Origin of the sequence: Pseudomonas sp. JZ134 (assembly GCF_051027695.1) — a bacterium.
GTDB classification, from domain to species: Bacteria; Pseudomonadota; Gammaproteobacteria; order Pseudomonadales; family Pseudomonadaceae; genus Chryseomonas; species Chryseomonas luteola.
The window spans coordinates 856,660-868,715 of record NZ_CP069250.1; the positions used below are offsets into that span (position 1 = coordinate 856,660).

Annotated in this window: 9 protein-coding genes; 7 read left to right on the forward strand and 2 right to left on the reverse strand. The window is 55.9% G+C overall.

Annotation, left to right across the window (positions count from 1 at the left end):
* Nucleotides 1-22: 22 nt before the first annotated feature.
* A complete protein-coding gene (cysZ, locus tag JQR86_RS03825; protein ID WP_434154366.1) occupies nucleotides 23-793 on the reverse strand; it encodes a sulfate transporter CysZ in 771 nt (256 codons plus the stop codon).
* Nucleotides 794-1,029: 236 nt separating this feature from the next.
* Here cysZ and JQR86_RS03830 point away from each other — a divergent pair, with 236 nt between their 5' ends.
* Nucleotides 1,030-1,629, forward strand: coding sequence for a peroxiredoxin (locus tag JQR86_RS03830; protein WP_010795585.1), 600 nt, complete (start codon nucleotides 1,030-1,032; stop codon nucleotides 1,627-1,629).
* 177 nt (nucleotides 1,630-1,806) lie between these two features.
* Nucleotides 1,807-2,769, forward strand: a complete 963-nt coding sequence (gene trxB / locus JQR86_RS03835) for a thioredoxin-disulfide reductase (RefSeq protein WP_010795584.1) — start codon at nucleotides 1,807-1,809, stop codon at nucleotides 2,767-2,769.
* A 71-nt stretch (nucleotides 2,770-2,840) separates the two neighbouring features.
* Here trxB and JQR86_RS03840 read toward each other — a convergent pair whose 3' ends face one another.
* The gene (locus tag JQR86_RS03840; RefSeq protein WP_407362248.1) at nucleotides 2,841-4,244 is read right to left on the reverse strand and encodes an adenosylmethionine--8-amino-7-oxononanoate transaminase; all 1,404 of its coding nucleotides are present in this window, start codon (nucleotides 4,242-4,244) and stop codon (nucleotides 2,841-2,843) included.
* Between the two features lie 131 nt (nucleotides 4,245-4,375).
* Between JQR86_RS03840 and JQR86_RS03845 the strand changes: the two genes are divergently transcribed.
* From JQR86_RS03845 to JQR86_RS03865, 5 genes are all read left to right on the forward strand, one after another.
* Nucleotides 4,376-5,950, forward strand: a complete 1,575-nt coding sequence (locus JQR86_RS03845; RefSeq protein WP_434154367.1) for a flavin monoamine oxidase family protein — start codon at nucleotides 4,376-4,378, stop codon at nucleotides 5,948-5,950.
* A gap of 196 nt (nucleotides 5,951-6,146) precedes the next feature.
* Nucleotides 6,147-6,695: a cytochrome b gene (locus tag JQR86_RS03850; RefSeq protein WP_010795581.1), complete on the forward strand. Its 549-nt coding sequence runs from the start codon at nucleotides 6,147-6,149 to the stop codon at nucleotides 6,693-6,695.
* A gap of 30 nt (nucleotides 6,696-6,725) precedes the next feature.
* Complete coding sequence (locus JQR86_RS03855; protein ID WP_026003820.1) at nucleotides 6,726-7,304, forward strand: YceI family protein; 579 nt, start codon at nucleotides 6,726-6,728, stop codon at nucleotides 7,302-7,304.
* A 383-nt stretch (nucleotides 7,305-7,687) separates the two neighbouring features.
* Nucleotides 7,688-8,902, forward strand: coding sequence for an efflux RND transporter periplasmic adaptor subunit (locus JQR86_RS03860; protein ID WP_010795579.1), 1,215 nt, complete (start codon nucleotides 7,688-7,690; stop codon nucleotides 8,900-8,902).
* 14 nt (nucleotides 8,903-8,916) lie between these two features.
* Nucleotides 8,917-12,054 (forward strand): efflux RND transporter permease subunit, encoded by a 3,138-nt coding sequence (locus JQR86_RS03865; RefSeq protein ID WP_150346718.1) that lies wholly within the window; start codon nucleotides 8,917-8,919, stop codon nucleotides 12,052-12,054.
* The last annotated feature ends 2 nt before the right edge of the window (nucleotides 12,055-12,056 follow it).

Here is a 12,056-nt window from a genome sequence, read left to right on the forward strand (position 1 = left end):
GGCGGCGGGGCGAGCCGCACAGTTACCGAGGCTCCCCCGCTGCAGGCAATGCCTTTGCGCCACCCTCTCTGACCCAGAACAGCGTCGCGCCGGCCACTGCTGCAGGCATGAACAGCACGTTCACGACCGGGACCAAAAGGGCCAGGTACGTAATTCCGCCAAATCCCAGGCAGCGTGTCCGCTTGCTACGTAACCAGGCCAGCAATTCGGTAAAGCCCAGCTTATGGTTGTCCGCTGGATAGTCGATGTACTGCACCGCCATCATCCAGACGCCAAACAGCAGCCAAAGCGGTGGAGCAATCAGATTAAGTCCTGGAATGAACGAGAGCACCAATAACCCCAGTGCGCGGGGCAGGTAGTACCGCAGTTTTTTGAATTCCCGCACCATGGTTCGGGGAATCATGGCAACTAACTCTCCCGTGCTGAACGGCGGGAAGTCGTCCTGGCCACGTACCACGACCTCAACCTTCTCAGAGAGAAAGCCATTGAAAGGCGCTGCAATGATGTTAGCCACCATGGTGAACGTGAAATAGATTATGAACAGGACGAGTACGAAGAAAAAAACGTACAGCAACGGTACCAGTACATAATCCAGAAAGCTTAAGTATGAAGGAATGGAGGGCATCAGATGATGCACCCAGCCATTGAACTTGCTTAGCGCAAAGCTGATCGTTGCGATGAACAGGATGAGATTGATCGACAGGGGCAGCACGACAAAGCGACGCAGGCCAGGCCGCAGGATCAGTTTCAGGCCTTCACTGAAATACAAAAGGCCGGATAAAGGCTTGCTCATTCAAAACTCCGGTAGCGAGTAAGAGCGCAATAATGAAGCCTTATTACGGTCGAATGCCAATAGTGACCTGTAAACAGCCGTGACGTGATTCTAGGGTTGTGCGTTGTGGCGTACCATAGTGTCCGACATCAGGCGGGTCCGCATAGGTTATGCCTATGATTTGGATTGAAACTCGCCATTTTATCCAAAGCGGCAAGCCGCGTAGGCTGCTGCCTTATCGCGTTAAGGAGAGGCTAATGAGCGTTCTGGTAAACAAGCAGGCCCCGGATTTTACAGCTCCAGCTGTTCTAGCTAACGGTACTATCGTCGAGAACTTCCAGCTGTCCACTTTGCGTGGCAAATACGTTGTGCTGTTCTTCTGGCCGCTGGATTTCACCTTTGTTTGCCCGTCGGAAATCATTGCCCACAATAACCGCATCGCTAAATTCCGTGAGCTGGGCGTAGAGGTCGTTGGTGTGTCCATTGACTCTACCTACACGCACTACGCCTGGCGTAATACGCCAGTAGAGAAGGGCGGCATTGGCCCGGTCGAGTTCACCATGGTGGCTGACGTCAAGCACGAAGTAGTTCGCGCCTATGGCATCGAGCATTCGGATGGCGTGGCGTTGCGAGCGTCTTTCCTGATCGACAAGGAAGGCGTCGTGCAGCATCAAGTGGTCAACAACCTGCCGCTGGGCCGGGAAGTGGATGAGATGGTGCGTCTGGTTGAGGCACTGCAGTTCACTGAAGAGCATGGCGAAGTCTGCCCGGCTGGCTGGCGCAAGGGGCAGAAAGGTATGAAGGCCGACGCAGAGGGCGTTGCTAACTACCTGGCTGAAAACGCTCATAATCTGTAACTATTGGGCAGGCAGGTCCTACACGGGCCTGCCATCCAGACAAGGTTCTGGACAATAAGCGGGAAATCCCGCACGGTTCGCGGGCTGTCGACTTTGTAAGCCTTCCCCTGGTGCTTCGACAGCCCTTTTTATTATTAGCACGTGTGCCGACGCCCTATGCGCGGCATGGAGACAAACATGTCTGAAGTTCGTCATGCTCGAGTCATCATTCTCGGTTCCGGCCCTGCCGGTTACACCGCGGCAGTCTATGCTGCACGCGCCAACCTCAAGCCGTTACTGATTACTGGCATGCAGATGGGCGGACAGCTGACTACCACGACCGAGGTAGACAACTGGCCGGGCGACCCCCACGATCTGACAGGGCCTGCGCTGATGGAGCGGATGCGTGAGCATGCCCAGCGCTTTGAAACCGAGATCGTGTTCGACCATATCAACGGTGTGGATTTGGCCAACAAACCTTTCACCCTCACGGGTGACAGCGGCACCTATACCTGTGATGCACTGATCATCGCAACCGGCGCCAGTGCCCGTTACCTGGGCCTGACCAGCGAAGAGAGCTTCATGGGCAAGGGCGTATCGGCCTGCGCTACCTGTGACGGTTTCTTCTACCGTAATCGTGAAGTGGCTGTAGTGGGCGGTGGTAACACTGCTGTGGAAGAAGCGCTTTACCTGGCCAACATTGCCAGCAAAGTTACGCTGATCCACCGCCGCGATACGTTCCGCGCTGAAAAGATTCTGCAGGACAAGCTGAAGTCCCGTGTGGCCGAAGGCAAGATCGAGCTGAAGCTCAACGCAGCTGTAGACGAAGTGCTGGGCGACAATATGGGCGTTACTGGTGTTCGCCTGAAGAACAACGATGGCAGCATGGATGAAATCCAGGTTGCCGGCCTGTTCGTTGCGATTGGCCACACGCCAAACTCCTCGCTGTTCGAAGGTCAGCTTGAGCTGAAGGATGGCTATGTAGTGGTCAAGGGCGGCCGTGAGTCCAATGCTACGGCAACCAGCATCGAGGGTGTGTTTGCTGCTGGTGATATCGCCGACCACACCTACCGCCAAGCGATTACCTCGGCGGGCGCTGGCTGCATGGCTGCGCTGGATGTCGAGCGCTACCTGGATGGCTTGGGCGATAACCTCTGGTAAGCCAGTCTCTGGTAAACCCTGTGGTTTCATGAAAAAGCCCCGCTTGTGCGGGGCTTTTTTGTTTGGCTGAATCAACCCGGGTCGCGATGATTCGGATGAAAGCCGCTCACTGGAGCCTGTACGGTTTCACGGGTGGCTATGTCGATTCCTTCACTGGCGACCTCGGCCAGGAAATCAATCTCTTCTGGCGTGATGATGTAGGGCGGCAAGAAGTAGACCACGTTACCCAGCGGACGAAGCAGGGCGCCTCGGGTAAGTCCATGCTGGAATACCTTGAGGCCACGTCGTTCCTGCCAGGGGAATGGCGTCTTGGTGGCTTTGTCCTGAACCATCTCGATGGCGAGCGCCATTCCGGTCTGGCGCACTTCGGCGACATTGGGATGATCCACCAGATGCCGGGTGGCCTGTTGCATGCGCGCAGCCAGCGTTTGGTTGGCGTCTATTACCTTGTCTTCTGCAAAGATATCCAGCGTTGCCAGGGCTGCGGCGCAGGCCAGCGGGTTGCCTGTGTAGCTGTGGGAATGCAGGAACGCACGCAGGGTATCGTATTCATCATAGAACGCCTGGTAGATGTCATCTGTAGTGAGGCAGGCTGCAAGAGGCAGATAGCCGCCTGTAAGAGCCTTGGACAGGCACAGAAAATCCGGGCGGATACCGGCCTGCTCGCACGCAAACATCGTTCCGGTACGGCCAAAGCCGACGGCGATCTCGTCGTGGATAAGGTGCACGCCATAGCGGTCACAGGCCTCACGCAGTAGCTTCAGGTAAACCGGATGGTACATGCGCATGCCGCCGGCACCCTGAATCAGCGGTTCGATGATGACAGCGGCTACTTCCTGATGATGCTCCGCCAGGGTCTGCTCCATATGGGCAAACATGGCGCGGGAATGCGTTTCCCAATCCATGCCTTCCGGGCGCAGGTAACAGTCGGGGCTGGGAACCTTGAAGGTATTCAGCAAGAGCGATTTATAGGTTTCGGTGAAAAGCGCAACATCGCCTACCGACATGGCCGCTACCGTTTCGCCATGGTAGCTGTTGGTCAAGGTGACAAACTTGTTCTTTTCTGGCTTTCCACTGTTGAGCCAGTAGTGATAGCTCATTTTCAACGCAACTTCGATGCAGGACGATCCGTTATCGGCATAGAAGACGCGATCAAGGCCCGCCGGGGTCAGCTGTACCAGTCGTTCGGACAACTCGATCACTGGCTGGTGGCTGAAGCCGGCCAGAATCACATGCTCCAGTTGGTCAACCTGATCCTTGATCCGCTGGTTGATACGTGGGTTGGCATGACCAAATACATTGACCCACCACGAGCTGACCGCATCAAGATAGCGGTTGCCCTCAAAGTCTTCCAGCCATACACCACGACCAGATTTGATCGGGATGACTGGCAAGCGCTCATGGTCTTTCATCTGGGTGCAGGGATGCCACAACACATCCAGGTCACGCTGCATCCACTCGGCATTCAGGCCCATAAAGGTCATCCTCCAAACACATTTGGCTGGCAAGCCTATGCAATGCTCCGAACGGTAGCAAGGCGCGTCTAGTGGATGCCGCTTCGCTGGCGTATGCTGCGCACCGCCGTTGGGGCTGAGGAGTCTGAAAGATGTCGGTACGTGTAGCACGTCTCGGAGCGCTTGCTGTTTATGGGTTGTTCAGCGTATCTGCGCTGGCTGCAGGCAAGGTGGAAAAGCATGTTGAAAAGCATGCGGAAAAACCGACCGCAAAGGAAGCGGAGCAGCCTGTTGCCAAAGGTAATGGCCGGTCGGCCATCGTAATCGGCGCCGGCATGGCCGGTCTGGCCTCGGCCTATGAGCTGCAAAAAGCCGGTTGGCAGGTGACGCTACTTGAAGCCAAGCCCAGTGTTGGCGGACGCTCGGCGCTGGCGACCAGTGAGTGGATCGGTAATGCCAAGGCTCAGCCGGCCCTCAATAGCTATCTGGATACCTTCAAGATCAAGACGGTCGATGCACCTAGCTATGTGCGCACACCGGGTTATCTAATCGACGGGCAGTATTATTCGCCAGAAGATCTTGCCCAAAAAATGCCGGACGTGAGCGCTGCACTCAAGCGCGTCGACAAGGCGCTGGATGAGCTTGCGGCATCAATCAGCGATCCGCTCAAGCCGACCGCTGGAAAAGGCCTGTTCGCACTGGATCAGACGAACGTGGCCAGCTGGCTGGATAAGCAGAACCTACCGCCATTGGCGCGCAAACTGATCAATCAGCGTATCCGTAGCCGCTATGATGAGCCATCGCGCCTGTCGCTGTTGTATCTGGCTCAGCAGACCCGCGCCTACCGGGATATCAGTGACGCCGATCTGCGTGCGGCCCGTCTGCCGGGTGGTAGTACCGTGCTGGCCCAGGCATTTGTCAAGCAGATCAAGACGCTCAAGCCCAACTCCAAGGTGTCGGCTATCTCGCAGGACAAGGATGGCGTGACCGTCAAGGTAGGGCCTACGGGGTACCATGCCGATTATGTGGTCATGGCAGTGCCCCTGCGTGCCTTAAGCTCGATCCAAATGACGCCGGAACTGGCCGAGGCACAGCGGGCTGCGCTCAAAGGCACGAACTATGGATGGAGAGACCAGATTCTTCTGAAGTTCAAGACGCCGGTCTGGGACAGCAAATCTCGTCTGTCTGGCGAAATCTATAGTGATCAGGGGCTGGGCATGCTGTGGATCGAGCCGGCCGTGAAAGGTGGCGCCAACGTGCTGATCAATCTGTCCGGTGATAATGCCCGCGTGATGCAGGCGTTCGGAGATCGCCAGTTGGCAGATCAAGTCCTGATCCGTCTGAACGCTTTTTATCCCAAGGCTCGCGGTGCATTTTCCGGCTACGAAGTGCGTCGCTACAGCACCGACCCAGGTGTAGGTGGTTCCTATCTGGCCTATGGCCCGGGGCAGGTCAGCCGTTACTGGCGTGTATGGGAGCAGCCTCAGGGGCGCGTCGTCTTTGCTGGCGAGCATACCGATGCGCTGCATCCGGGGACATTGGAAGGCGCCCTGGCCAGCGGTCAGCGGGCCGCTCGACAGGTCGAAGATCTCGCAGCAGGCAAATCCGCTGCGCCTGAGACCAAGCCTACCGATGCCAAGCCTGCCAGCCTTGCGCCTGACGCAGCACCTAAAGCTACTGACGAGAAAAAGGGCTTCTTTTCTCGCATGTTCTCCTGGATGCATTGATTTACGACATGTTTCACCGCCTGGCGTCCTGCCGGGCGGTCTTCTAGCCTTACCCCTCTAGCACCTACGTTTTCCGTTCAGCCAGAGTTATCATCTTGTTCTATCTAATAAAACGATCGATTAAAGCAACTTTTTCCGCTTCATTTCGATACGTTTATCGCTAGGCTTGCTAGCAGCATGAACAAGGAGATTCATGATGAATTGGCGTAACGATCCGCATCGCTATGGGCTTGTCAGCGTAACCCTGCATTGGGTGATGGCGATCGCCATCGTTGCCCTCTTTTGGCTTGGACTGTGGATGCGGGGGCTTGATTACTACAGTCCCTGGTATCACCGAGCACCCGAGATTCACAAGGGCATCGGCATCATTCTGCTGATTGCTCTGCTCATGCGTATCGTCTGGCGTTTCGTCAGCCGGCCGCCTGCCATCGAAGGAAGCCGAACGACTCAATTGGCTGCCACGTTTGGCCATCTGGCGCTGTATGCACTCATGCTGGGCGTTATGGTCGCCGGTTATTTCATCTCGACGGCTGAAGGCCAACCGATCAACGTATTTGGCTGGTTCAATGTGCCGGCTACCGTCAGTGGGTTGCGTGATCAGGCTGATTGGGCTGGGGCGATTCATCTCTGGTTGGCCTGGACGTTGATCATTCTGAGCGGGCTGCATGTACTTGCCGCGCTCAAGCACCACTTTATCGACCGCGATGCCACATTGTTACGCATGTTCGGCCGACGCCGGGCATGACGTGACCTATTTCAGAAGGGAGACATCATGATGTTGAAGAAAAGCTTCGCTGCTCTGGCATTGGGAACTGCACTGTTGACCGCCGGCCACGCCATGGCCGCCGATTACAAGATCGACAAGGAAGGGCAGCATGCCTTTATCCAGTTCCGTATTCAGCACCTGGGCTACAGCTGGCTCTATGGGACATTCAAGGATTTTGATGGCAATTTCACCTATGACGAAAAAAATCCGTCTGCAGACAAGGTGAAGGTTACGATCAAAACCGATAGCGTCGACACCAACCATGCCGAACGTGACAAGCATTTACGCAGCGCCGACTTCCTGAACGTATCAGCGCATCCGACGGCAACCTTCGAGTCCACCAAGGTGACGCCGACAGGTGATAATGCAGCTGACATCGAAGGCAATCTGACGCTCAACGGCGTGACCAAGCCTGTCGTGATCAAGGCCAAGCTGATGGGGCAGGGCAATGACCCGTGGGGTGGCTACCGCGCCGGATTTGAAGGCTCGACCAAGCTCAAGCTCAAGGATTTCAACATCCAACGTGACCTGGGTCCGGCTTCGCAAGAGGTTGAGTTGACCCTGTCACTGGAAGGTGTACGCCAGTAACTAAATATTTCGATACACAAAGCGCAGTTCCGCAAGGGCTGCGCTTTTTTTATGGGCCTAGTCTGACAAACGTGATAATAGCCTTTAAATCTTCATAACTTCTGCACACTGTCTAGGCTAAATAACCAAGTTCAGCAGTGCTCTAGCCTGTTAACCATGAAACGCATCACATCGAATGCGGGTCTGTTGAAAGCTCAGGAGCAAGATGCCAAATGGTTTTTTCAATCGCTTGGATAAGTCCCCGCAGGCGACTTGTTCCTGTTTACAAACAACCATGTACGTAAGTATATTGGGCGATCACAAGAATCTGCCAAGAATGATGCGGCCGCATAGCGTCGCGTTGCCTAGCACCCTATTCAAAGGTTTTGTTCAAGGACTCCGATATGCACATCAAGTCGGCGCATGCTTATTTTGTCCCGGTTTTATTACTGGCGACGCTGACGCTCAATGGATGCGGTAAGCAGGATCAGGATCAGCAGGCTCAGCAACAGCAGCCACAAGCGGTTGAAGTGGGTGTGGTTACGCTCAAGGAACAGCCGGTTACCCTGACGACTGAATTACCTGGCCGGACCTCGGCATTCCGTGTAGCGGAAGTCAGACCTCAGGTCGGTGGTATTCTCCAGAAGCGTTACTTCAAGGAAGGTTCTGAGGTCAAGGCCGGCCAGCAGCTCTATCAGATCGATCCTCGCACCTATCAGGCCAACCTGAATGCAGCCAAGGCCACTTTGGCACAGGCGCAGGCGACCATGGCGTCCAACCGGCTCAAGGCCCAGCGCTATGCTGCCTTGGTAAAGGACGAAGCGATCAGCCGCCAGGAAGCGGATGACGCCCAGGCGACTCTCAAGCAGAACGAAGCCCAGGTAGAGACTGCCAAGGCTGATCTGCGTACTGCAGAGATTAATTTAGCCTATACCAAGGTGACGGCGCCGATTTCGGGACAGATCAGTCGTTCACTGGTGACAGAAGGTGCTCTGGTTACTGCTGATCAGGCGACTGCCTTGGCCATCATCAACCAGCTTGATCCCATTTATGTGGACGTGACGCAGTCCAGTACCGAGATGCTGCGTCTGCGACGTGAGCTGGACAGCGGTCTGATCAAGCGGGCGGGTGAGGATGCCGCCCAGGTGAAGCTGATGCTGGAAGACGGTTCCGAATACAAGCATCTGGGCAAGCTGCAGTTCTCTGAGGTGTCAGTGGATCAGGGAACCGGCTCGGTTACCATTCGTGCAGAGTTTCCCAACCCTGACCGTTTGTTGCTGCCAGGCATGTTTGTGCGTGCGCAACTGCAGGAAGGAGTCCGTCAGACGGCTATCCTGGCGCCACAGCAGGGCATCTCGCGCGACCTGAGAGGTAACGCCGTAGCGATGGTTGTTACGCCGGACAACAAGGTTGAGCAGCGTACCGTGAAGACCGAGCGTACGATCGGCACCAACTGGCTGATCTCCGATGGCCTGAAGGCGGGCGACCAATTGATTACGGAAAACCTGCAGCGTATTCGCCCGGGTGCTTCGGTTACGACCAAGCCGGCCACCAATGTGGCTGGGCCTGGCGATTCGGCACAACCTGCTCAGCAGGGTAGTGCCGACAAGCAGCAATAAGGGAGCCGCTGTCGATGTCAAGATTCTTTATTGACCGCCCCATTTTCGCCTGGGTACTTGCCCTGGTGATCATGCTGGCGGGCGGTCTCGCCATTCTTAACCTACCGATCAACCAGTACCCAAACATCGCGGCACCGGCTGTTTCGATCCAGGTGAGCTATCCCGGCGCGTCGGCACAGACCGTTCAGGATACAGTCGTCCAGGTCATCGAGCAGCAGATGAACGGGATCGACAACCTGCGTTATCTCTCCTCGGAGTCCAACTCCGATGGCAGCATGACCATTATCGTGACCTTTAACCAAGGCACGGACCCGGACATTGCGCAGGTTCAGGTACAGAACAAGCTGCAGCTGGCGACACCGCTTCTGCCTCAGGAGGTGCAGCAGCAGGGCCTTCGGGTGGCCAAGTATCAGCGTAACTTCATGCTGGTGGTGGGTCTGGTGTCAAACAACGACTCCCTGACTCGTGAGGATCTGTCCAACTACATCGTATCCAACATGCGTGACCCCATCGCGCGGACCCCGGGTGTAGGTGATTTCCAGGTCTTCGGCTCGCAGTACGCCATGCGTATTTGGCTGGATCCGGCCAAACTGAATAAATATCAGTTAATTCCCGGAGATGTTTCCAATGCCATTCAGAGCCAGAACGTCCAGTTGGCTTCGGGCTCGCTGGGCGGTTTGCCTGCCGTTGAAAACCAGCAGCTCACCGCTACGATCATTGGCCGTACCCGTCTGGAAACCCCAGAGCAGTTCGGTAACATTTTCCTGAAGGTCAATCCCGATGGTTCCCAAGTGCGGCTGCGTGACGTCGCACGTATCGAGCTGGGCGGTGAAAATTATTCGATCGACGCTCAGTTCAACGGCAAGCCTGCGTCGGGTATGGCGCTGCGTCTGGCAACTGGGGCTAACCTTTTGGATACGTCCAAGGCCGTTCGTGCGACCATTGAACGACTCAAGCCGTTCATGCCTGAAGGCATGGAAGTGGTGTACCCGTACGACACTACACCTGTAGTAACTGCCTCCATTCATGAGGTGGTCAAGACACTGGGCGAGGCGATTCTGCTGGTATTCCTCGTGATGTATCTGTTCCTGCAGAACTTCCGAGCCACTTTGATCCCGACTATTGCAGTTCCGGTCGTCTTGCTGGGTACGTTCGGTATCCTGTTCGCGTCAGGCTTTACCATCAATATCCTGACCATGTTCGGGATGGTGCTGGCGATTGGTCTGCTCGTGGACGATGCCATCGTTGTGGTGGAAAACGTCGAACGGGTCATGGCGGAAGAGGGGCTGAGTCCCAAGGAAGCGACCCGTAAGTCCATGGATCAGATCCAGGGCGCGCTGGTGGGTATCGCTCTGGTGCTGTCAGCGGTATTCGTGCCGATGGCCTTCTTTGGCGGCTCGACCGGGGTGATCTACCGGCAGTTCTCAATTACCATCGTTTCAGCCATGGCGCTGTCGGTACTGGTCGCCCTGATTCTGACGCCAGCGCTGTGTGCCACGATCCTCAAGCCGGTCGACAAGAACCATCACGAGAAGCGCGGCTTCTTTGGCTGGTTCAACCGCAAGTTCGACAGTGGCGTCAACCGTTATGAGCGCAGCGTCGCTACTGTTATCCGTCACAAGGTACCGTTCCTGCTGGTATATGTCGTCATTCTGGCTGGCATGGCGTTCATGTTTACCCGCATTGCATCATCCTTCCTGCCTGAGGAAGACCAGGGCGTAATTTTCGTGCAGGTAACCACACCAACTGGATCGTCTGCGGCACGCACTCAGGTTGCGCTGGATCAGATGCGCGAAATGATGATGAAGAACGAGCCGTCGGCAGTCAGCTCCATGTTTACGGTCAACGGCTTCAGCTTTGCCGGTCGTGGTCAGAGCTCCGGCCTTGCATTCGTTCAGCTCAAGCCTTGGGAAGATCGTCCGGATGCCAAGGACCGCGCCAGTGCTGTAGCCGGACGCGCCATGGGTTATCTGTCGCAGATCAAGGATGCCATGATCTTTGCCATCGTTCCGCCAGCGGTACTTGAGCTGGGTAACGCTACCGGTTTCGACTTCTATCTTCAGGACAACTCCGGCCTTGGCCATGAGAAGTTGATGGAGGCGCGTAATCAATTGCTGGGCATGGCGGCACAGAATCCGAAGCTGACTCAGACTCGCCCCAATGGTTTGAATGACGAAGCGCAGTACAAGCTGATCATCGACGATGAAAAGGCCCGTGCGCTAGGTCTGTCCCAGACCGATATCAACCAGACCTTGTCAATTGCCTGGGCCTCCAGTTACGTCAATGACTTCATTGACAGAGGCCGCGTAAAGCGTGTGTATATACAGGGCGAAGCCGATTCACGGATGAACCCGGAAGATCTGAGCAAGTGGTACGTACGTAACAGCAATGGCGAGATGGTGCCGGTATCGGCCTTTGCCCATGGCGAGTGGGTCTACGGTTCACCCAAGCTTGAGCGTTATAACGGTATCTCGTCTGTCGAGATCCAGGGCTCTCCTGCGCCTGGTTACAGTACGGGCGATGCCATGACCGAAATCGAGAATATGGCCAAGGAGCTACCGCAGGGCGTTGGTATTGCCTGGACCGGCATGTCGTATGAAGAACGACTTTCAGGTTCGCAGGCACCTGCCTTGTATGCCTTGTCCCTGGTAGTGGTCTTCCTCTGCCTGGCAGCACTGTATGAGAGCTGGTCGATCCCGATTGCGGTCATTCTGGTAGTGCCGCTGGGCGTGATCGGTGCGCTCCTGGCTACCTACTTCCGAGGTTTGGCAAACGACGTGTTCTTCCAGGTGGGCCTGCTAACTACCATTGGTTTGTCAGCCAAGAACGCGATTCTGATCGTGGAGTTTGCCAAGGAGTTGCACGAGGGCGGCAAGAACATCGTCGATGCCGCCGTAGAAGCCGCACGGATGCGTCTACGCCCGATTATCATGACGTCCATGGCCTTTATCTTGGGCGTGGTTCCGCTGGCCATCTCCAATGGTGCCAGCTCCGGTAGTCAGCATGCGGTTGGTACGGGCGTGATTGGCGGGATGGTAACCGCAACCGTTTTGGCGATCTTCTGGATTCCCATGTTCTACGTCGTGGTCAGCAGTCTGTTCAAGGACAAGGCTTCACGTGATCAGGAATCAGGCGCCGAGGGAAGACATTGAGT